The following is a 19,967-nucleotide window of genomic DNA, read 5'->3' as shown; positions in this document are numbered from 1 at the left end:
GTGGTCACCGGAACCCGCCCCGGGTCCGGGCTGCGACCGACTTCCGCCCTGCGCCGAGGACCTTGGCGACCGTCACGACCGGGGGCGACGAGGGTGGATGGGGACGCGCCGGAATCTAGCACGTCGCCAACCAGCACGAAGACCACGCCGATGACCAGCGGGATCGCCGGCGGCGACTGCCTCCGGGATTACCGATCGGACGCGCGGGGTATCGGACCGCCAACGGGATCCGTTCCCGCCCCAGACAAGGACAGAACCGGGTAAATCAACCAGCGGTGCCCCTCGTTGAACTGGAGCCGATATGGAGCTGAACGAGAACGCGGACATCGACACCAGTCAGGTGGAGGACCGGCGAGGGTCGGGCGGACCGGGCGGGATCTCCCTCGGCGGTGGTGGTGGCCTGGTCGGCGTCATCGTGACCGTCCTCGTCGCGCTGGTCGGTGGCGGGTTCGGGCTCAACGCCCTCACCAACGGCGGCGACGAGCAGGGTGACAACACCGCGATCGAGCAGGAGTGCGCGGCCGACGACGCGCTGCGCAAACTCGACTGCCGCAACACCCTGTACGTCAACTCGATCCAGAACTGGTGGCAGCGGGCCCTGCCGGAGTCCTTCGGCAAGACGTACACCGAGTCGGACACGGTCTTCTTCGAACAGGCGGTGAACACCGGCTGCGGCGCCGCGGACTCCGGTGTCGGCCCGTTCTACTGCCCGGCCGACGACCAGGTCTACATCGATCTGACCTTCTACCAGCAGCTCGCCGACCAGCTCGGCGCCCCGGGCGAGTTCGCCCAGCCGTACGTGCTCGCCCACGAGTACGGCCACCACGTGCAGGACCTGCTCGGCACCGAGGCACAGTTGCGCCAACGGCAGGCCCGCGACCCGGGCCAGGCCAACCAGCTCTCGGTCGCACTTGAGTTGCAGGCCGACTGTTTCGCCGGCGCGTGGGCGAAGAACGCCACCGGCACCGCAGACGCACGCGGTGAGAAGATCTTCACCAGCATCACCGACGAGGACATCCGGCAGGGCCTGGAGACGGCGGCGGCGATCGGCGACGACGCCATCCAGCAGCGCTCCGGTGGGCAGATCGACGAGTCGGCGTTCACCCACGGCACCTCCGCCCAACGCCAGGAGTGGTTCAAGCGCGGCTACGACACGGGCGACCCGACCGCCTGCGACACCTTCGCCAGCGGGCGCTAGGAACGGCTCCCCCGCCGACCGGTTCCGGCACGACGAGGTGCCGTACGGTCCATCCGGCGGAGGAGCCCGCCTCGTCGTTCATGGTGCGCGGGTGGCATCAGTTCCGGCGTGACCGCGTTCAGCAGCGGCCGAGGTCACGCCACTGCGCGGTCAGGCCCGGCTCGGATCCCAGGGTCCACCAGTTGGCCTGCCAGAGCCGACCGTTGTGCTTCACCCGGGCGCCCTCCAAGTAGACGGTGCCCCAGTCCCAGGCCGGCGCGGCGGCGCAGTTGGCCGGCGGTGCGGTGGTCGGCGGCGTGGTCGGCGGCCGGGTGGTCGGGGGCGTGGTCGGGGGTCGGGTGGTCGGCGTCGAGGTGGGTGTCCCGGTCGGCGGCGTCGTCGGGCAGGCACCACCGGTGCCGACCGTGTCGACGTGGTTGGTGCCCGCCGACCGGTACGCGGTGACCCGGTTCTTCGCCTCGGCCGTGGTGATCACTTCCCGGTCGGCGTAGTAGAGGTAGTCGACCTGCTGGACATAGGTGGCCAGCCCGGTGCCGGTACGCCCGGTGAGGTCGATGAACCACAGATTGAAGTTGATCGACATCGGGGTCTCCGGGTAGTACCGGTCCCCGTGATCGGCCACCTGCACACCGTCCACGTAGTACCGCACCCGCCCGTCGGAGACCGTGAAGACCAGGTCGTGCCAGCCGTTGAAGCTGGTCCGCTGCGCGGTGTGGGTGTTGTCGGCCTGCCACGGCTCGTTCTGGTACGTCTCCCAGGTGGTCTGGTAGAAGATCGGGCCCTGTTCGCCCCAACCACCGTTCGGCAGATACTCGAAGTCGATCTCGCCGTAGTTCGGGTCGAGTGGTCGGTCCAGCGGTGTGATGGTGAAGAAGGTCTCGACCAGGTGGTCCCCGTCCGGTCCGGAGGTCGGGGTGTCGGCGAACCGGACCCGACTGGCATAGGTTCCCTCGAAGAACTTGCGCTGGTGGAAGAACTCGGAGTGGCTGGTGCCGCTGGCAGTGCCGTCGGTCTTCGCGGTGAGCTGGAGGACCTTCTGCCCGGCATCGGTGGGGAAGCTGACGTTCGCCGCCGGCCAGGCCGCACCGGGCACGCCCGGTCCACCGGAGTTGGTGCGTACGGTCCAGTTGCGCGCGGCGATGGCCGGGTCGGACGACGACGAGTAGGCGAAGTCGTCGAAGAGCACGCCGCAGTTGGCGGCGATGGCGGGGCCGTCCGACGGCGCGGTGCCGGCGGAGGCTGTCGCGGTGAGGCCGGCGAGGGTTCCGGCGACCAGTACGGCCGCCGCACCGGCCGCGAGACTTCTCGCGGTGGGTTTCGTGGACACGGGGTCTCCTCACGGGGGAACAGGAAAGGGGTACGGCCGGACGACGGTCGTCGGCCGTGGGGTGCCGGGTGGGAGAGCCGGAGCGGGTGTCACTTCACCGCGCCGGCGGTGAGGCCGGAGCGGATCTGACGCTGGAAGAGCACATATGCGGCGAGGACCGGCAGCATGGCGATGGTGAGCCCGGCGAACAGGCCGCTCCAGTCGCTGCGGTAGCCCTGGCTGACCGAGAGCGCGGCGAGCCCCTGGGCGAGCACGTACCGGTCCGGGTCGGGGTTGAGGACGAGGGGCAGCAGGTACTGGTTCCACAGCCCGAGAAAGTTGAAGATCGCGATGCTGACCAGCCCCGGCCGGGCCAGCGGCAGCATCACCCGGAAGAACACCCCCGCGTGCGAGCAGCCGTCCAGGAACGCGGCCTCGGCGATCGCCGTGGGCAGCGTCCGGAAGAACGAGTGCAGGAAGAAGACGGTGAACGGCAGCGCGTACGCGCTGTAGACCAGGATCAGGCCCGGGTAGGTGCCGATCAGCCCGAGTTGCTTGACCACGAAGAAGAGCGGCACCAGGGCAAGGAAGACCGGGAAGAGGATGCCGGCGACGAAGAGGTAGTAGAGCAGCCGGTTGCCGGGGAAGGTGTAGCGGGCCAGCGCGTACGCCACCAGGGAGCCGAGCAGCATGGTCAGGACGAGCGCGCAGCCGACCACGATCGCACTGTTGACGAAGTACGTGCCGATGGAGGCCTGGGTCCAGGCCCGGGACCAGTTGTCGAACTGTGGTTGCGCCGGCAGGGTCCACGGGCTGGTCAGGATCTCCCGGTCGGTCTTGAGCGAGCTGAGCACCGCCCAGAGCAGCGGTACGGTGACCAGCACCGCCCAGCCGACCAGGAAGAGGTGGGCGGCCCGGTCCGCGACCCGCCCCTGACGGGTCACCGGACCACTCGGTGGAAGGTCGGTGGCCGGTCGCGCCGGCCGGTCGACGAGGGCGGTCACGACAGTTCCACCCGTTCCCGTCGGCTGGCCCGCAGCGCGATCGCGGCGAAGGCCAGGGTGAGGAAGAAGAGCGCCACGCCCATCGCCGCGGCGTAGCCGAACTTGCCGTACGTGAACGCGCTCCGATAGAGGCCGAGGCCGATGACCTCGGTGGCGTTGTCCGGGCCGCCCGGTCCCACCGTCATGATCTGCACGATGGCGAACCCGTCGAGCGCGAGCACGCCCAGGTAGACGAAGGCGACCTGCACGTTGTCCCAGAGCAGCGGCACGATCACCCGACGCAGGGTGGCGAGCCGGCCGGCACCGTCGAGCACGGCGGCCTCCAGCACGTCACGCGGGATCGACTCCATGGCGGCGGAGAAGAGCACCATGTAGAACCCGACCGACGACCAGACCAGGACCGCCATCACCGCCCAGAGCGCCAGTCCGGGTTCACCGAGCCAGGCGCGGGCCAGCGCGTCCAGACCGACCGCGCGGAGGAAGCCGTTGAGCAGTCCCTCGTTGGGGTGGTAGACGAACTGCCAGAGCATCGCGACGATCGGCAGCGAGAGCAACTGCGGGAAGAAGTAAGCGATCTTGTAGAACTCGGCGCCCCGGATCCCGGCGAGCATGGTGCTGCCCCGGCGTCCACCGAAGTTGACCAGCGCGGCGAGCAGCAACCCGAGGGCGATGGTGGCCAACGGTACGACCAGCAGCATCAGCCCGTTGTTGCGCAGCGCCGCCAGGAACGACCGGTCGTCGAGCAGCCGCTGGTAGTTCTCCAGCCCGACGAAGGTCACCTGGCCCGACACCCCGGTCCAGTCGGTGAGCGAAAGATAGAACGCCTGCGCGTACGGGGAGAGCACGAAGACCGCGTACAGCAGCAGCCCCGGCAGGATCGCGCCGGCCAGGAACCGGTATTTGCCGTGCCGCATGGCCGCCATCGCTGGCTACCGGCGGTACTTGGTGACGGTGGTGTCCTTGGCGAGCGCGTCGGCCGCCTGCTGGATCCGGTCGGCCCACTGCGCCGGGCTGATCCGCCGGGTCGCCAGTTCCCCGGTGGCGTCGTCGACGGCCTTGGCCAGCGGGGCGTACCAGGTACGGAACCGGTACGTGAAGGTGTTCGTCCCCGCCGCCGTCACGGCCCCCCGGACCGAGCCGAGGCCGGTGCTCACGGTCAGCCCGTCGGTGGCCCCGGCGACGCTGGGCAGGGTGCTGTTGAGTTCGGCGAACGTGCGGGCCGCGGGTTGGGAGAAAAGGATCCGCAGGAACTCCAACCCACCTCGCGGGTTCTTCGCCTTCGCCGGCACCAGGAACGATTCGCTGCTCGCCGCGAGCAGCGCACCGAAGGGCAGTTTGTCGCCCGCGCCGAGTGCGGGCACCGCGCCCATCACCATGTCGAAGCCGTCCGGCGTGATCCCCTTCTGCTCGGCCTCCAGCCAGGACCCGCACGGGATGAACGCGGCCTTGCCCTGGGACCAGGCGGCCTGCGACTCGGTGTGCGAGAGCGCCTCCGACCCGGAGAGCAGGTAACCCCGTCCGGCGAGTTCCGCGATGGCTCCGGCCGCGTCGAGCAGCGGTTGCTGCTTCCAGGCGCCGGGTTGCAGGTTGTCGACCGCCTTAACCAGGTCCTGACCACCCGCCTTGGCCGCCATGGCCAGCAGTGGGTCGTTCAGGTACTCCGGGTACTTGCCCTGGTACGTCCAAGGCGCGATGCCGGCCTTCTTGATCTCGGCACAGAGCGCGAGCATCGCCTCCCAGGTGGTCGGGTAACTCCAGCCGTGCCGGTCGAAGAGGGGCTTGGAATACCAGAGACCCCAGGCGGTGTACGTGAAGTTGAGCGAGTACACCTTCCCGTCGAGCGTGCCGTCCTCCACGACTCCGGGCAGCAGCGTGTCGCGCAGCTTCCGGGCCGGGTCGTCGAGCGAGGGCGCGTCGAGCAGTTCCGCCAGGTCGGTCAGCTTGCCCGCGCCGACCAGGGTGGCGAGGTCGAGCCGACCGGCACCGGTGTTGTCGACCACGTCCGGCGGGGTGTCGGCGACGAACCGGGGTTGCAGCGCCTCGCCGACCTTCTGGATGCCCTTGTGGTCGATCGTCGCGCCGGGGTGGCGCTGCTGGTAGATCGCCTCGGCGTTGGTCGCGTAGGCGTCGCCGTACCCGCCCTTGAAGATGACCACTTCGAGCGGGGTCTTCTCCGGTACGCCGAGCGGGTTCTCGGCGCTGGTCCGGCCCTTGGCGACGGCGGTGTCGTCGTTGCCGCCGCTGGTGACGCAGCCGGTCAGTGCTGGGGCGGCCAGGCCGACGCCTGCGGCCTGCAACAGGCGTCGCCGGCTGGTACGGCGTACGACCGGGGTGGAAGAGGTGTCCATGGTCGGCGGCCTCGCCTTCTGTTAGGCGGTGCGTCGGATACGCCCGGCGTACCGCGCCTCTAGTTCGTTGTTGTGGGTGTCGCCGCCGGGCACGTTCGCCGACAGGTAGATCGGCGGGGTCTGTCCGGAGGCAATCAGGTGTGCGACGACCTCGGTGACGATCTGCTGGGCGAGCAGGGCACCGGTGATCGAGGAGATGGCCCCGACGGCACCACCACCGGGGATGGGCAGGGCGGCGTCGCCGTAGGGTGCACCGTTGTCGAGTACGACGTCGGCGAGGTCGGCCAGCCGTCGCCCGGACGGGTGGCGGGACTCCACCCGGGCGGTGTGGTCGAGTGAGGTGATCCCGATCAGGCGGTGCCCGCGTTCCTTGACCAGCAGGGCGAACTCGACGATGACGCCGTTGACGCCGGAGTTGGAGGTCAGGACGAAGACGTCGTCGGGCTTGACCGGCGCCAGTTCGTAGAGGCGGTGGGCCACCGCCGGATCCCGTTCGAGCAGCGGGTCGTCGAGTACGGACCGATCGGCCCCGCCGTAGAGGACGAGGTCCCGTAGCGCGATCTTGTTGGTGGGGACCAGTCCCCCGGCCCGGCCGGCGATCTCCATGGAGAGTGCCTCGGAGTGTCCACAGCCGAACGCCTGCACCACGCCGCCATGGTCGAGTGCCGTGGTGATCAGGGTGGCCGCGGCGCGTACGCCGTCGGTCTGGGTCTCGGTGACCCGCCCGATCGCCGTGGTGACGGCGGTGAGGTAGGCCGGTGCGCTGATGGTGGTGGTCATGACCCCTCCGTGGTTTTGACGCGGCGACGAACCGCCCGGTGCGACTCGTCCGGCAGCCGGTGCGCGTCGACGGCTCGCGCCGTGACCTCGAACGCCTCGGTGGTGCGCTGGTACGTCCGCTGCGCTACCGCGACGTAGATCAGGTCCAGCACCAGCAACTGGGAGTGCAGGGCGGAGAGCGCGGCCAGCCGGAACGTCGTCTCCTGGACGGCGGTCGTCATGACCACGTCGGCGACCTCGGCCAGTGGCGAGCGGGGGAAGGAGGTGACGGCGACGGTGAGCGCGCCGTGGTCGGCGGCCTCGGCGAGCACCTCGATGACCTCCCGGGTACGCCCACTGTGCGACAGTCCGATCGCGACGTCGCCCGGCCCGAGCAGGGCGGCGTTCGTGAGGGCGCTGTGTGCGTCGGCGCGGTGCCACACCGGGATCCGGATGCGTTCCAGGCGGAAGGCCATCTCCCGGGCCGCGTTGCCGGAGCTGCCGAAGCCGAAGAGGTCGACCCGCTGGGCCTGCGCGACGGCGGCGGCGACCCGGTCGACGGCGGCGAGGTCGACCCGCCCGGCCGTGTCCTGGATCGCCCGCGCGTCCGCGTTGGCGACCACTTCGAGCAGGTGGTCGAGAGAGTCGTCGGGCCCGATCTCGCGGTCGATGTCGGTGTCCCAGCGGGCCTGTGCGGCGCGGCCGGTCTCGGTGGCGATGGCGACGCGCAACTGGGCGTAGCCCCGGTAGCCGAAGACCCGGCAGAACCGGGTCACCGTGGCGGTGGAGGTGCCGGCACGTTCGGCCAGGTCGATGATGGTCGCCCGGGCGGCCTCCTCCGGGGCGATCAGGATCTGCTCGGCGACCCGCTGTAGGGCGACCGGCAGCGCGCTCAACTCGGTGCGCACCCGGCCCAGCAGTCCGCTCTCCTCCATCAACATTCCTTTCACCGCTGCGTGTTGATGAGAAAAACTATGACCACAGTGGTCGTCGCGTCAATAGCTTTAACTTTTTCGATCCGTACCCCTTGTGGTCCGGGGCCGACCAGCCCCACCATCGGCAGGGTGACCACTCCCCTCGTCCTCGGTGCCGACGCCGGGGGTACGACGACCCGCGCCGTCGTCGCCACCCTCGACGGCAGGATCGTGGGGCGGGGCCGCGCCAACGCCGGCAACCCGGTCGCGATCGACCCGGCCGAGGCAGCCGGCGCCCTCGCGGCGGCGATCGGATCCGCACTCGCCGGACGCGACCCGTCCCAGGTCGTCGGTGCCGTGGTCGGACTCGCCGGGGTGTCACGACTGGCCGATCCGGCGATCGGCGCGCTCTACGCCGAGCACTGGTCCCGGCTCGGGCTGAACTGCCCCGTCCAGCCGGTCGGTGACGCGCTCGTCGCGTTCGCCGCCGGCACCCCGGCCAGCACCGGGACCGTGCTCATCGCCGGCACCGGGGCGGTCGCCGCGGTGCTGCACGAGGGAGACATCACCCGGATCGCGGACGGTCTGGGCTGGTTGCTCGGAGACGAGGGCTCCGGGTACTGGCTGGGCCTGGCCGCCGTCAAGGCGACCGCCCGGGCGCTCTACCGGAGCACGCCACCCCGAGGCGGCTCACTCGGTGACGCCGTCTGCCTCCAGGTCGGCACGACCGAGCCGGACACCTTCGTCACCCGGGTCTACCAGCTCAGCCGGGACCGGGTCGCGGCGATCGCACCGACGGTGACCCGCACCGCCCGCGAGGGCGACCCGGACGCCCGCCACATCCTCCGCGCCGCCGCGCACCGGCTCGCCGACACCCTGATCTCCCTGCACCCGGCACCCGGGCCGGTGGTGCTCGCCGGTGGGGTACTCGGCGGGGTGCCGGAGATCCGGGAGGACGTGCAACGGCAGTTGGCCGACCGGCTCGGGCAACCCGGCATCGTCGCCGGTGACGGCGCGGCCGGCGCCGTCTGGCTCGCCACCCGCCTGGTCGCACCGCGAACCGACAGCCTCGTGCACACCCGGCTGATCAGTCCCGGTTGAGGGCCTGACCGCTCGGCCGGGCCGACTCGGCGTGCGCGCGGCTGCGTTCCACGTACTGCCGCGCGGTACGACCCAGGTCGGCGCGTTCCGCCTCGGTCAGCTCCCGCCGGACCCGGCCCGGCACCCCGGCGACCAGCGAACCGGGTGGCACCACCGTCCCGGCCAGCACCACCGCCCCGGCGGCGACCAACGAACCGGCCCCGATCCGCGCCCCGTTGAGGACCACCGAACCCATCCCGACGAGCGCGCCGTCCTCGACCGTGCAGCCGTGCAGGACCGCCCGGTGCCCGACCGACACGCCGGCCCCGACCGTGGTGGGAAAACCCGGATCGGCGTGCACCACACAACCGTCCTGGACGTTGCTGCCCGGCCCGATGGTGATCTGCTCGGTGTCGCCGCGCAGCACGGAGCCGTACCAGACGCTCGCACCCGCCGCCAGACGGACCGAGCCGATCACGGCGCAGCCCGGCGCCACCCACGCCGCCGGGTCAATCTCGGGGCTTCGGTCCTGGTAGTCGAGGACCAACCCGTCGGTCTCGCCGGCCATGACCGGGGTCAGTTCCGCTCGGTCACGGCCATCTCGCCGAGCAGCGACCAGTCGTCCTGCGGGATCGTGGTGTTGACGATCCGGGGCGTCTCGGCGAGGTGCGACGGAAGCTGCTGCTGGGCCTGCCGGAAGTGCGCGGACTGGACGTGCGCCGCCCCTGCGTCGCCGTCGCGGAACGCCTCGACCAGGACGTACTCGGTCGGGTCGTCGACGCTGCGGGACCAGTCGAACCAGAGACAGCCCTCTTCCGCGCGGGTCGCCCGGGTGAAGTCACCGGCGATCTCGACCCACTGGTCGGCATACTCGGGCAGGATCCGGAACTTCGCGGTAATGAAGATCATCTTGATCTCTCTCCACTCGGCGCGACGGGCGGGCGGGCCACCCCGTACCCGGGGATCCTAATACGCCGACAACCCGTCGTGATCTTCCGTGTGCGGCGATGGCCTCAACGCATCCGGCGCTCGGGGTGGTTGCGGTTCCAGACCCGCATCCGTTCGGGGTAACCGACCCGGGCCGCCTCGTAGAGCGGGACCGAACGCCGGTGCGCCAGCCGCTGCGCGGCCCGGGGCGTGCCGGTACGACGACGAATCCACTCGCCGTCGTCGGCGATGGCCACCACCGTCGTGTCGGTGGCGGTCGTCTCGGGTTCGAGGTACAGCTCGACGCCATGACGATCGACGATGAACGCGTCCAACGCGGCCAGGTCGTCGGCGTTCGCCTCCCGGTCGAGCTTGGTCGGGGTGTGATCGTCGGCGGTGGCCCGCCGCCGGGACAGCCAGCGCATCGGTGCTCCTTCAGACAGGGTCCGGATCAGCCACCGGCGATCCACCGGCGACCCGTCAATTGCACCACCCGGCACCGGGAGAAACCTTCAGGAAGCCTGTACGCGAGGTGAGAACCCGAAGGATCTCCCCAGGTGGGGGCGACGTCAATCGGTTGCGGGTGCCGTTGGGTCGCCCGTAGGCTGACCCCCGATGTGAGCCACCGACATTTCCCGCGCCCGCGACCGAGGCACTGCCCGGCGGGCGGAAGATCAATCCCCTCGGTGGTGTCGTATGTCCGGTTCCGCACTGCTCGCCCATGAGCTCGTCCGTACGCTCGGCGCCCGTCGGGTGCTCGACGGCGTCTCCCTCACCGCCGCCCCCGGGCACCGGATCGGTCTGATCGGCGAGAACGGTGTCGGCAAGTCCACCCTGCTGCGGCTGCTTGCCGGGGCGGACGAACCCGACGCCGGCACCGTCGTCCGTCCCACCGACCTCGGCTTCCTGCACCAGGAGATGCCGTTCGAGGCCGGGTCGACCATCGCCGACGTGCTCGACGACGCCCTGCGCGAGGCCCACGAGATCCTCGCCGAACTGGACCGGCTCACCCGGGCACTCGCCGCCGCCGACCAGGGCTCCCCCGGCTACTCCGACCTGCTCGGCGCGTACGGGCAGCAGCTCGACCGGGCGCAGGAGCACGAGGCGTGGGACGCCGACCGCCGGGCCGACATCGTCCTCGCCGGGCTCGGCCTCGGGACAGTCCCGCACGACCGGGAGCTGGGATCCCTCTCCGGCGGGCAGCGTGGCCGGCTCGCACTCGCCGCTCTGCTGGCGCGACGCCCCGCCGCGCTGCTGCTCGACGAGCCGACCAATCACCTGGACGACGCCGCCGCGAGCTTCCTGGAGGATCAGCTGCGCGGCCTGCCCGGGGTGGTCGTGGTGGCCAGCCACGACCGGGCGTTCCTCGACGCCGTCTGCACGGACCTGATCGACCTCGACCCGGCCGTCGACGGCCCCACCCGGTACGGCGGCAACTACACCGCCTACCAGGCGCAGAAACGAGCGGAACGGGACCGCTGGCAGCGGCGCTTCGCCGAGGAACAGACGGAACTCGCCGAACTGCGCCGTTCGGTCGAGGTGACCGCCCACCAGGTCGCGCCCGGCCGGGTGAAGCGCGACAACGAGAAGATGGGCTACGGCCACACCACCGGCCGAGTGCAGCAGCAGATCTCGCGACGGGTGCGCAGCGCCGCCCGCCGGCTCGACGAACTGGAGCGAGACCAGGTCGGCCGCCCACCGGAACCGCTGCGGTTCCGGGCCACCGCGCTCGCCGCCGAGTCCGCCGAGTCCGCCGAGTCCGCCGAGTCCGCCGACGGGATGCTGGTGTCACTGCGGGGCGTACGGGTGCCCGGCCGACTCACCCTCGATCACCTCGATCTGCCGGCCACCGAGCGGCTGCTGGTCACCGGCGCGAACGGGGCGGGCAAGTCGACCCTGCTCGCGGTCCTGGCCGGCCGGTTGGGAGCCGTCGGCGAGGTGCGGCGGCGGCCGGGGCTGACCATCGGCCTGCTGACTCAGGACACAGTCTTCGAGCGGCCGGACCGGACCGTACGGGAAAGCTACGAACTGGCGCTCGGCGCCGAACGGGCCGAGTCCGTACCGCTGCTCTCGCTCGGTCTGCTCAGCGTGCCGGACCTGGACCGACCGGTCGGGCATCTGTCGGTCGGACAGCGTCGCCGGCTCGCCCTGGCCCTGCTGGTGGCGAACCCGCCCGAGTTGCTGCTGCTCGACGAGCCGACCAACCACCTCTCGCCCCGACTCGCCGACGAACTGGAGGAGGCGCTCGGCACCGGCCCCGGTGCGATCGTGGTCGCCAGCCACGACCGGTGGCTGCGCTCCCGCTGGCCGGGGCGCGAGTTCCGCCTTCCGGGGCGGCACACCTAGCTCGGGCGGCGGGCCAGGGTTCGGCGGTGGCGCCCCGGGGCAACCGTCAGGAGAGCGGCCTCAGTGGGATTCGCGGGCGACCTGGTGTCCGCTCGACCCGAGCAGGAAGTCGAGATCCGCGCCGGTGTTGGCCTGCTGGACCGTGTTGACGTAGAGCCGCTCCCAGCCGCGCGCCGGCTCGGCGTACGCCCGCACGGTCTGCGGGTCGGGCGTACGCAGCGCCCACTCCTGCGCCGGCAGGTCCACGTCGAGCCGCCGCGCGGCGACGTCGAGCACGATGACGTCACCGGTACGGACCAGCGCCAGCGGACCCCCGACAGCAGCCTCGGGCGTCACGTGCAGCACGACGGTGCCGTACGCGGTGCCACTCATCCGGCCGTCGCAGACCCGCACCATGTCCCGAACCCCGGCCCGCAGGAGTTTGGCCGGCAACGGCAGGTTCGCCACCTCGGGCATGCCCGGATAGCCCCGGGGCCCGCAGCCCCGCAGCACCAGCACCGAGTCGGCGTCGACGTCGAGATCCGGGTCGTCGATCCGAGCGTGCAGGTCCTCGATCGACTCGAAGACGACCGCCCGGCCCCGGTGCCGCAACAGTTGCGGTGACGCCGCCGCCGGCTTGATGATCGCACCGGACGGGGCGAGGTTTCCGTAGAGGACGGCGATCCCGGCGTGCGGCAACAGCGGTTCGTCGCGTACCCGGATGACCTCGGGGTCCCAGATCTGGGCCTCGTCGAGGTAGTCCACGAGCGGACGGCCGGTGACCGTCAGCGCGTCCGGGTCGAGCAGGTCGCGGACCTCACGCAGCACGGCCAGCAGTCCGCCCGCACGATGGAGGTCGTCCATCAGGAACCGGCCGGCTGGTTGGAGGTCGACCAGCAGCGGCACGTTCGCGCCGGTGCGGTCGAAGTCGTCCTGGGTCAGCTCGATCCCGAGCCGACCGGCGATGGCGAGCAGGTGGACGACCGCGTTGGTCGAGCCGCCGATCGCGGCCAGCGCGACGATCGCGTTGAGGAACGACCCCCGGGTGAGCAGGTCGCTCGGTCGGCGCTCGGCGGTGACCATCTCGACCGCGAGCCGACCGGTGTCGTGCGCTGCTTCGAGCAGCCGACTGTCCGGTGCGGGGGTGCCGGCGACACCCGGGATGACGACGCCGAGAGCCTCCGCGAGTAGTGCCATCGTGGACGCGGTCCCCATCGTGTTGCAGTGCCCGCGACTGCGGATCATCGACGACTCGGAACGGAGAAACTGCTGCTCGGAGAGGGTTCCTGCGCGTACCTCCTCGGAAAGCTTCCACACGTCGGTGCCGCAGCCGAGTGCCAGTCCACGGAAGGTGCCGGTGACCATCGGTCCGCCGGGGACGACCACGGCCGGCAGGTCCACCGAGGCGGCGGCCATCAGCAGCGCCGGGATGGTCTTGTCGCAGCCGCCGAGCAGGACGACGCCGTCGATCGGGTTGGCGCGAAGCATCTCCTCCGTCGCCATCGCGGCCATGTTCCGCCAGAGCATCGCGGTCGGCCGTACCTGCGTCTCCCCCAACGACACCACCGGCAGGTTCAGCGGGATGCCGCCGGCCTCGTAGACCCCCTGTTTGACGCTCTCGGCGACCTCGTCGAGGTGGGCGTTGCACGGGGTGAGGTCGGAGGCGCTGTTCGCGATGGCGATGTGCGGGCGGCCGTCGAAGGCGTGAGCCGGCAGGCCCCGACGCATCCAGGCGCGATGGATGTAGGCGTTGCGATCGGTGCCGGCGTACCACTGCGCGCTGCGCTGTCCCACCAGGTGACCGCCTTCCAATTACTGGAACACCAGTCTACGATTTGGAACGTGCTCGGGGCTACCCAAGATCCGTCACGGAACACCCCCGTCACGGGCCCCGCAGGTCGGCTCCCGAGAGACCGGACGACCGTGACGGAGTCGGGCACCGAACGCACATCCACCCGTCAGAGCGGGTACGGTGCCGAGGACCGGGAACCGCACGGGTGAGGGCCTTCGTCGTCACCGGTGCGCACCGGAGCACGGTCGAGGAGGTCGAGCCTCCCAAGGCGGGGCCGGGCCAGGTCGTGGTCGACGTGTCCCGGGTCGGCATCTGCGGCACCGACGTCGAATTCTTCACCGGCGAGATGGCGTACCTGCACCAGGGGCACGCGCGGTATCCGATGCGACTGGGGCACGAGTGGTGCGGCACCGTCGCCTCGGTCGGCCGCGACGTCGATCCCGCCTGGATCGGCCGCCGGGTCACCGGAGACACCATGCTCGGCTGCGGCCACTGCCGGCGCTGCCTCGGTGGGCGCGCCCACGTCTGCGCGGACCGTTCCGAGATCGGCATCCGGGGCGGCTTCGCCGGGGCGCTCGCCGAGCAGCTTGCCGTACCGGTCACCGCCCTGCACCCGCTGCCGGACGAGGTGGACGAGACGGCCGGTGCGCTGGTGGAACCGGGCGGCAACGCGCTGCGCGCGGTCCAGGGCGCCGCGCTGGAGCCCGGCGAGCGGGTCTTGGTGCTCGGGCCGGGCACGATCGGGCTGCTGGTGGCGGAGTTCGCCCGCGCGGAGGGCGCCGAGGTGCACGTCGTCGGCAAGTCGGCCCGGTCCCTGGAGTTCGCCCGCAGCCGGGGCTTCACCGGTGTCTGGACCGGCGACCAGATTCCCGATCTGCCCTGGGACGCGGTGATCGACGCCGCCAACGACCCGGCGCTGCCCGCGCTCGCCCTCGACCTGGTGGAACCGGGCGGACGGGTGGTCTACATCGGCCTGGCCGGGACTCCGAGCCTGGTCGACACCCGGACGTTCGCGCTCAAGGACGTGACCGCGGTCGGCATCCTCGGCGGCTCCGCCGGGCTCGCCGGCACCATCGCCCGGTACGCCAGTGGGTCCGTCGACCCCCGGCCGCTGGTCGCCGCCACGATCGGCCTCACACAGGTCGGGGCGGCACTGGCCGGCCGGCTACCCGAGAATGCCGGACCAGGCCCCAAGGTGCACGTCGACCCTCGCCGCTGACCCGTGGATTAGCCGTCGGAGGGACGGGTAAACGCGGATCCTCACCAGGTGGGAGGGATCAGATGTCCGAACGACACACCGTGTTGCGCTCGATGCACGATCTGGGGCTGGCGGCCTGGTTCGGCGGCTCGCTCATGGGAGCGGTCGGCGTCAACAGCGCGGCAGCACGGGTGGAGGACTCGAAACAGCGGCTCGGTGTGGCCTCGGCCGGCTGGGCCCGGTGGACCCCGGTCAATGCCGCCGCGATCGGCGCGCACGTGGCCGGTGCCGCCGGCGAGCTGGTGACCGAGAGCCCACGGGTGATCACCCAGGCTGGGGTGGCCAAGATGAGCCTGGTCAAGACCGGTCTCACGGTCGCGGCGCTGGCGGTGACCGGATACAGCCGGGTGCTCGGCATGAAGCTGCAACGGGCCGGTGGCGCGCCGGTCGAAGGAGCCACCGAGCCCAGTCACGAGACACCCCGACAGGTCGCGTCCAGCCAGCGCCAACTCCGGGTGCTGCAGTGGGCGATCCCAGCCCTCACCGGCGCGTTGATCGTGGTCACCGCACTCGCCGGGGAACAGCAGAAACCGGGCCAGGTCTTCCGAGGGATGGTGCGACGGGCCCGAGGTGTACGCCACACATCCGCCCCGACGGCGTACGCCTCGAAGGCGATGCGGCACGTCCCGGGGGCGGTCCGGCAGGCGTCGGGCGTGATGCGGCACGTACCGGGTGGTCTGCGACAGGTCTCGAAGGGCGTGGGAGGGCCGATGGTCGTACGGTCGGTCGCGCACGGCCTGGCCATGTTGCGACGCTGAGCGGCACGACCGGGGCGATGTTCCTGAGGACGTACGCCGACGGCGGTCGGCGCCGGTTCGGCGCCGACCGCCGTTATGGCGTGTCTCGTTGATCAGCGGCCATTCCGGCCACCCCGGCTCAGCGGCTGGACAGCCCGGCCCGCCGCTTGGTCCAGACGTCGAAGGCCACGGCGGCCAGCAGCACGACGCCCTTGACCAGCATGACCTGCTCGCTCGGCGCACCGATCAGGGACATGCCGTTGTTGATCACGCCCATGATCAGGCCACCGGTGATGGCACCGATCACCTTGCCCACGCCGCCCTGCACCGCCGCGCCACCGATGAAGGCGGCTGCGATCGCGTCCAGTTCGAAGGAGTTACCGGCCGTCGGACCGGCCTGGTTCAGCCGCCCGGCGAAGATGACACCGGCCAGGGCCGCCAGTACCCCCATGTTCACGAAGATCCAGAAGATCACCGACTTGACCTTGACGCCGGAGAGCGTCGCGGCCTGGAGGTTGCCACCGACGGCGTAGATCTGCCGACCGAACACCACCCGGTTGGTCAGCAGGGAGTACCCCAGAACCAGCACCGCCAGCAGCACGAGCACCCACGGCAGGTTCTTGAACCGGGCCAACTGCACCACGACCACCAGCACCACCGCCGCCGCCGCGATGATCCGCAGCAGGAAGATCGGCATCGGGTCGACGGTCTGCTGGTAGCCGAGCCGCGCCTTACGCGTACGCCACTGGGTGCCGGCGATGCCGACCACCGCGACCACGCCGACCAGGAGGCTGAACAGGTCCGCCCCGCCCAGCGGCCCGAGGCCGATGTTGCCGAAGTAGCCGCTGGTGAACCCGTTGGAGAGGGTCCGTACCTCGTCCGGGAACGGCCCGATGCCCTGGTTCTCCAGGACGGTGAGGGTCAACGCCCGGAACAGCAGCATGCCGGCGAGCGTGACGATGAAGGCCGGGATGCCGAAGTAGGCGATCCAGAACCCCTGCCACGCCCCGATCAGGCCGCCGACCACCAGGGTGATCAGCAGCGCCAGCGGCCAGGGCACATGGTGCTCGACCATCAGCACCGCGGCGATCGCACCGCTGACCGCGACCACCGATCCCACCGACAGGTCGATGTGCCCGGCGATGATGATCAGGATCATCCCGATCGCGAGGATCAGGATGTACGAGTTCTGCACGATGATGTTTGAGATGTTCTGCGGTTGCAGAAGGTCGCCACCGGTGAGCACCGAGAACAACACGATGATCAGGGCGAACGCGACGTAGATGCCGCTCTGCCGGAGGTTCAGCGAGAATCGACGCAGTGGCTTGCCGTCCGGTGGCCGCGGGTCGCCGACGCCCACCGAGGCACCGGCACCGGCATCGGCGCTCGCGGGTGCGATGCTGCTCATCGGGGTCTACTCCTGTTCCTTGGTCATGTACTGCATGAGTCGTTCCTGGGTGGCTTCCGCCCGACTGACCTCACCGGTGATCCGCCCCGCCGAGAGGGCATAGACGCGGTCACAGAGGCCGAGCAGTTCCGGCAGCTCCGAGGAGATGACCAGGACCGCCTTGCCCTCGTCGGCGAGCCGGTTGATGATCGTGTAGATCTCGTACTTCGCACCCACGTCGATGCCGCGGGTCGGCTCGTCGAGAATCAGTACGTCCGGATCAGTGAAGATCCACTTGGACAGCACGACCTTCTGCTGGTTGCCGCCGCTGAGCTTGCCGGTAATGCTCGCCACGCTCGGCGCCTTGATGTTCATGCTCGCCCGGAAGTCGTTGGCGACCCGGTACTCCTCGTTCTCGTTCACCCAGCCCCGACGGGCGAGCTTGCGCAGCCCGGCCGCGGACACGTTGCGTTTGATGTCGTCGATGAGGTTGAGTCCGTACCGCTTGCGGTCCTCGGTGACGTACGCGATTCCGTGCTGGATCGCGTCGCGTACCGAGCGCAACTCGATCGGCTTGCCGTCCTTGAGGATGCGACCGGAGATGTCCCTGCCGTAGGAGCGGCCGAAGACGCTCATCGCCAGCTCGGTCCGTCCGGCCCCCATCAGTCCGGCCAGCCCGACGATCTCGCCCCGGCGCAGTGTCAGGTTCGCCTTCGACACCACCACCCGGCCCCGCTGGGTCGGACTGTGTACGGTCCAGTCCTCGATCCGCAGGACCTCCTCGCCGATGCGCGGCTGGTGCGGTGGGAAGCGGTGCTCCAGCGCCCGGCCGACCATCCCGGAGATGATGCGGTCCTCGCTCACCTCCTCGACCGCCGGATCCAGGGTCTCGATCGAGCGCCCGTCGCGCAGGATCGTGATCCGATCCGCGATCGCCCTGACCTCGTTCAGCTTGTGCGAGATGATCACAGACGTGATTCCCTCGTCCCGCAGCCCACGCAGCAGGTCGAGCAGGTGGGCGGAGTCGTCGTCGTTCAACGCGGCGGTCGGCTCGTCGAGGATCAGCAGCCGTACCTTCTTCGCGAGCGCCTTGGCGATCTCGACCAACTGCTGCTTGCCCACGCCGAGGTCGAGCACCGGCGTCACCGGGTTCTCGGCCAACCCGACCCGACGCAGCAGTACGGCCGCCTCGTGGTTGGTCCGGTTCCAGTCGATCAGCCCACGGGTCGCCAACTCGTTGCCGAGGTAGATGTTCTCCGCGATGGAGAGCTGCTGGGCGAGCGCCAGCTCCTGGTGGATGATCGCGATGCCGCGCTGCTCGCTCTGTCGGATGTCGGCGAACTTGGCCAGTTCACCGTCGACGTGGATTTCGCCCTCGTACGACCCGTGCGGGTAGACGCCCGAGAGCACCTTCATCAAAGTCGACTTGCCCGCGCCGTTCTCGCCGCAGATCGCGTGGATCTCGCCCCGGCGTACGGACAGGTTGACGTCCTGGAGCGCCTTCACCCCGGGGAACGTCTTCGTGATCCCGCGCATTCGCAGGATGTTGTCGTCGGTCATGCCTGTGGTCCCTCCGGGCCGTGCTGATCGCCCTACCGCCGCGATGACACGTCGTTCCTGCCGCCGGCCCGGTCCCGGGACCGGCGGCAGGACCACGCGGTGCTGACTACTTCAGCTGGTCGGCGGTGTAGAAGCCGGAGTCGACCAGGGCCTTCTGGTAGTTCGACTTGTCCACCACGACCGGCTGGAGCAGGAACGACGGGACGACCTTGTTGCCGTTGTCGTAGTCGGTGGTGTTGTTGACCTCAGCCTTGCCGCCCTTGAGCACGGTGTCGGCCATCTTGACCGTGACGTCGGCGAGCTGCGCGGTGTCCTTGTAGACGGTCGAGTACTGCTCACCGGCGATGATGGACTTCACCGAGGCCAGCTCGGCGTCCTGACCGGTCACGACCGGGTAGGGCTGACCGGCGGTGCCGTACCCGTTGCTCTTCAGCGCCGAGAGGATGCCGATCGACAGTCCGTCGTACGGGGAGAGCACGCCCTGGACCTTGGTGCCACCGTTGTACGTCTTGGAGAGCAGGTCCTCCATCCGCTTCTGCGCGGTGGCCGGGTCCCAGCGCAGGATGGCGACGGTCTTGAAGTCCTTCTGACCGCTCTTCACCACCAGCGTGCCCTTGTCGATGTACGACTGCAGGACCGACATCGCGCCGTTGAAGAAGAAGGTGGCGTTGTTGTCGTCCGGCGAGCCGGCGAAGAGCTCGATGTTGAACGGGCCCTTGGCGTCGCCGTCGGTGCCGTCGGCCTTCTTCAGGCCCAGGCCGATCAGGAGCGAGTTGGCCTGCTCGACGCCGACCTTGAAGTTGTCGAAGGTGGCGTAGTAGTCCACGTTCGGGCTGTTACGGATCAGGCGGTCGTAGGAGATGACCGGGATCTTCTTGTCCCCGGCCTCCTGCAACTGGGTGGTGAGCGCGGTGCCGTCGATCGACGCGACGATCAGCAGCTTGGCACCCTTGGTGATCTGGTTCTCGATCTGGTTGACCTGGGTCGGGATGTCGTTCTCCGCGTACTGCAGGTCGACCTTGTAGCCCAGCTTCTCCAGGGCGGCCTTGACGTTGTCACCGTCGTGGATCCACCGCTCCGAGGAGCGGGTCGGCATGGTGACGCCGACCAGCGCACCGGTGTTGTCACCGCTGCCGGCCTCCTGGTCGACCGTCTTGGTGCTTGAGCCGCAGGCCGCAAGGGCAGCGGCGAGCGTGATGGCGCCAGCCACCGACGCGAGCCGTACGAATCTCATGTTCTCTCCTTTGAGTACAGAGCGCGGGTCGACCGGGTTCAAGAAATCCCGCAGTGCAGGTCGCCGCGATTCGTTCTTTTCTGATGTCGACGTACCGATGGCCCGTCGACGGGTAGTGCGGACAGGGCCGTGGGCCGG

Annotated in this window: 18 protein-coding genes; 5 read left to right on the top strand and 13 right to left on the bottom strand. The window is 70.1% G+C overall.

Going from position 1 to position 19,967, the window contains the following annotated elements; genetic code table 11:
* Positions 1–301: 301 nt before the first annotated feature.
* Positions 302–1,198 carry a neutral zinc metallopeptidase gene (locus tag ACIBF5_RS21280; protein ID WP_396814144.1) on the top strand — a complete coding sequence of 299 codons (897 nt, stop codon included), beginning with the start codon at positions 302–304 and terminating at the stop codon, positions 1,196–1,198.
* 118 nt (positions 1,199–1,316) lie between these two features.
* Here ACIBF5_RS21280 and ACIBF5_RS21275 read toward each other — a convergent pair whose 3' ends face one another.
* The 6 genes from ACIBF5_RS21275 to ACIBF5_RS21250 all read right to left on the bottom strand — a co-directional run bounded on the left by ACIBF5_RS21275 (position 1,317) and on the right by ACIBF5_RS21250 (position 7,550).
* Positions 1,317–2,525 carry a carbohydrate-binding protein gene (locus ACIBF5_RS21275; protein ID WP_396814142.1) on the bottom strand — a complete coding sequence of 403 codons (1,209 nt, stop codon included), beginning with the start codon at positions 2,523–2,525 and terminating at the stop codon, positions 1,317–1,319.
* Between the two features lie 89 nt (positions 2,526–2,614).
* Positions 2,615–3,508 carry a carbohydrate ABC transporter permease gene (locus tag ACIBF5_RS21270; protein ID WP_396814140.1) on the bottom strand — a complete coding sequence of 298 codons (894 nt, stop codon included), beginning with the start codon at positions 3,506–3,508 and terminating at the stop codon, positions 2,615–2,617.
* Positions 3,505–4,422: a carbohydrate ABC transporter permease gene (locus ACIBF5_RS21265; protein WP_396814138.1), complete on the bottom strand. Its 918-nt coding sequence runs from the start codon at positions 4,420–4,422 to the stop codon at positions 3,505–3,507. The genes ACIBF5_RS21270 and ACIBF5_RS21265 overlap by 4 nt, the downstream gene beginning before the upstream one ends.
* A 15-nt stretch (positions 4,423–4,437) precedes the next feature.
* The gene (gene ngcE, locus ACIBF5_RS21260) at positions 4,438–5,856 is read right to left on the bottom strand and encodes an N-acetylglucosamine/diacetylchitobiose ABC transporter substrate-binding protein (RefSeq protein WP_396814136.1); all 1,419 of its coding nucleotides are present in this window, start codon (positions 5,854–5,856) and stop codon (positions 4,438–4,440) included.
* Positions 5,857–5,877: 21 nt separating this feature from the next.
* Positions 5,878–6,636, bottom strand: a complete 759-nt coding sequence (locus tag ACIBF5_RS21255; protein WP_396814134.1) for a sugar isomerase domain-containing protein — start codon at positions 6,634–6,636, stop codon at positions 5,878–5,880.
* The gene (locus ACIBF5_RS21250) at positions 6,633–7,550 is read right to left on the bottom strand and encodes a MurR/RpiR family transcriptional regulator (RefSeq protein ID WP_396814132.1); all 918 of its coding nucleotides are present in this window, start codon (positions 7,548–7,550) and stop codon (positions 6,633–6,635) included. The genes ACIBF5_RS21255 and ACIBF5_RS21250 overlap by 4 nt, the downstream gene beginning before the upstream one ends.
* Positions 7,551–7,679: 129 nt before the next feature.
* Between ACIBF5_RS21250 and ACIBF5_RS21245 the strand changes: the two genes are divergently transcribed.
* A complete protein-coding gene (locus ACIBF5_RS21245; RefSeq protein ID WP_396814130.1) occupies positions 7,680–8,630 on the top strand; it encodes an N-acetylglucosamine kinase in 951 nt (316 codons plus the stop codon).
* Here ACIBF5_RS21245 and ACIBF5_RS21240 read toward each other — a convergent pair.
* The 3 genes from ACIBF5_RS21240 to ACIBF5_RS21230 all read right to left on the bottom strand — a co-directional run bounded on the left by ACIBF5_RS21240 (position 8,617) and on the right by ACIBF5_RS21230 (position 9,961).
* On the bottom strand, positions 8,617–9,177 hold the full coding sequence (locus ACIBF5_RS21240) for a gamma carbonic anhydrase family protein (RefSeq protein ID WP_396814128.1): 561 nt from the start codon (positions 9,175–9,177) through the stop codon (positions 8,617–8,619). The two genes, ACIBF5_RS21245 and ACIBF5_RS21240, sit on opposite strands and share 14 nt — an antisense overlap.
* 8 nt (positions 9,178–9,185) lie before the next feature.
* Positions 9,186–9,518 (bottom strand): putative quinol monooxygenase, encoded by a 333-nt coding sequence (locus ACIBF5_RS21235; protein WP_396814126.1) that lies wholly within the window; start codon positions 9,516–9,518, stop codon positions 9,186–9,188.
* 104 nt (positions 9,519–9,622) lie between these two features.
* On the bottom strand, positions 9,623–9,961 hold the full coding sequence (locus tag ACIBF5_RS21230; protein WP_396814124.1) for a hypothetical protein: 339 nt from the start codon (positions 9,959–9,961) through the stop codon (positions 9,623–9,625).
* Between the two features lie 271 nt (positions 9,962–10,232).
* Here ACIBF5_RS21230 and ACIBF5_RS21225 point away from each other — a divergent pair, with 271 nt between their 5' ends.
* A complete protein-coding gene (locus ACIBF5_RS21225) occupies positions 10,233–11,882 on the top strand; it encodes an ABC-F family ATP-binding cassette domain-containing protein (RefSeq protein ID WP_396814122.1) in 1,650 nt (549 codons plus the stop codon).
* A gap of 60 nt (positions 11,883–11,942) precedes the next feature.
* On the opposite strand, the gene ACIBF5_RS21220 is transcribed toward ACIBF5_RS21225, so the two are convergent.
* Complete coding sequence (locus tag ACIBF5_RS21220) at positions 11,943–13,655, bottom strand: dihydroxy-acid dehydratase (RefSeq protein WP_396814120.1); 1,713 nt, start codon at positions 13,653–13,655, stop codon at positions 11,943–11,945.
* Between the two features lie 203 nt (positions 13,656–13,858).
* Between ACIBF5_RS21220 and ACIBF5_RS21215 the strand changes: the two genes are divergently transcribed.
* Both ACIBF5_RS21215 and ACIBF5_RS21210 read left to right on the top strand, forming a co-directional pair.
* Positions 13,859–14,872: a zinc-binding dehydrogenase gene (locus ACIBF5_RS21215; RefSeq protein ID WP_396814118.1), complete on the top strand. Its 1,014-nt coding sequence runs from the start codon at positions 13,859–13,861 to the stop codon at positions 14,870–14,872.
* A 62-nt stretch (positions 14,873–14,934) separates the two neighbouring features.
* Complete coding sequence (locus ACIBF5_RS21210) at positions 14,935–15,669, top strand: hypothetical protein (RefSeq protein ID WP_396814116.1); 735 nt, start codon at positions 14,935–14,937, stop codon at positions 15,667–15,669.
* Between the two features lie 118 nt (positions 15,670–15,787).
* Here ACIBF5_RS21210 and mmsB read toward each other — a convergent pair whose 3' ends face one another.
* The 3 genes from mmsB to chvE form a co-directional block, all read right to left on the bottom strand.
* Positions 15,788–17,056, bottom strand: a complete 1,269-nt coding sequence (gene mmsB / locus ACIBF5_RS21205; RefSeq protein ID WP_396814114.1) for a multiple monosaccharide ABC transporter permease — start codon at positions 17,054–17,056, stop codon at positions 15,788–15,790.
* A 6-nt stretch (positions 17,057–17,062) separates the two neighbouring features.
* Positions 17,063–18,595 carry a multiple monosaccharide ABC transporter ATP-binding protein gene (gene mmsA / locus ACIBF5_RS21200; protein WP_396814112.1) on the bottom strand — a complete coding sequence of 511 codons (1,533 nt, stop codon included), beginning with the start codon at positions 18,593–18,595 and terminating at the stop codon, positions 17,063–17,065.
* 106 nt (positions 18,596–18,701) lie between these two features.
* Positions 18,702–19,829, bottom strand: a complete 1,128-nt coding sequence (gene chvE, locus ACIBF5_RS21195; RefSeq protein WP_396814110.1) for a multiple monosaccharide ABC transporter substrate-binding protein — start codon at positions 19,827–19,829, stop codon at positions 18,702–18,704.
* Positions 19,830–19,967 lie beyond the last annotated feature (138 nt).

The organism is Micromonospora sp. NPDC050417 (assembly GCF_044458865.1).
GTDB lineage: Bacteria > Actinomycetota > Actinomycetes > Mycobacteriales > Micromonosporaceae > Micromonospora_G.
The sequence above is the reverse complement of the archived record's forward strand: the minus strand, read 5'-3'. Positions and strand labels throughout refer to the sequence as shown.

What these genes read in the sequence shown, in the direction of transcription:
- ACIBF5_RS21280 (WP_396814144.1), top strand. Translation starts at nt 302, where the DNA reads ATGGAGCTGAACGAGAACGCGGACATCGACACCAGTCAGGTGGAGGAC.
- ACIBF5_RS21265 (WP_396814138.1), bottom strand. Translation starts at nt 4,422, where the DNA reads ATGCGGCACGGCAAATACCGGTTCCTGGCCGGCGCGATCCTGCCGGGG.
- ngcE (WP_396814136.1), bottom strand. Translation starts at nt 5,856, where the DNA reads ATGGACACCTCTTCCACCCCGGTCGTACGCCGTACCAGCCGGCGACGC.
- ACIBF5_RS21255 (WP_396814134.1), bottom strand. Translation starts at nt 6,636, where the DNA reads ATGACCACCACCATCAGCGCACCGGCCTACCTCACCGCCGTCACCACG.
- ACIBF5_RS21250 (WP_396814132.1), bottom strand. Translation starts at nt 7,550, where the DNA reads ATGGAGGAGAGCGGACTGCTGGGCCGGGTGCGCACCGAGTTGAGCGCG.
- ACIBF5_RS21240 (WP_396814128.1), bottom strand. Translation starts at nt 9,177, where the DNA reads ATGGCCGGCGAGACCGACGGGTTGGTCCTCGACTACCAGGACCGAAGC.
- ACIBF5_RS21235 (WP_396814126.1), bottom strand. Translation starts at nt 9,518, where the DNA reads ATGATCTTCATTACCGCGAAGTTCCGGATCCTGCCCGAGTATGCCGAC.
- ACIBF5_RS21230 (WP_396814124.1), bottom strand. Translation starts at nt 9,961, where the DNA reads ATGCGCTGGCTGTCCCGGCGGCGGGCCACCGCCGACGATCACACCCCG.
- ACIBF5_RS21225 (WP_396814122.1), top strand. Translation starts at nt 10,233, where the DNA reads ATGTCCGGTTCCGCACTGCTCGCCCATGAGCTCGTCCGTACGCTCGGC.
- ACIBF5_RS21210 (WP_396814116.1), top strand. Translation starts at nt 14,935, where the DNA reads ATGTCCGAACGACACACCGTGTTGCGCTCGATGCACGATCTGGGGCTG.
- mmsB (WP_396814114.1), bottom strand. Translation starts at nt 17,056, where the DNA reads ATGAGCAGCATCGCACCCGCGAGCGCCGATGCCGGTGCCGGTGCCTCG.
- mmsA (WP_396814112.1), bottom strand. Translation starts at nt 18,595, where the DNA reads ATGACCGACGACAACATCCTGCGAATGCGCGGGATCACGAAGACGTTC.
- chvE (WP_396814110.1), bottom strand. Translation starts at nt 19,829, where the DNA reads ATGAGATTCGTACGGCTCGCGTCGGTGGCTGGCGCCATCACGCTCGCC.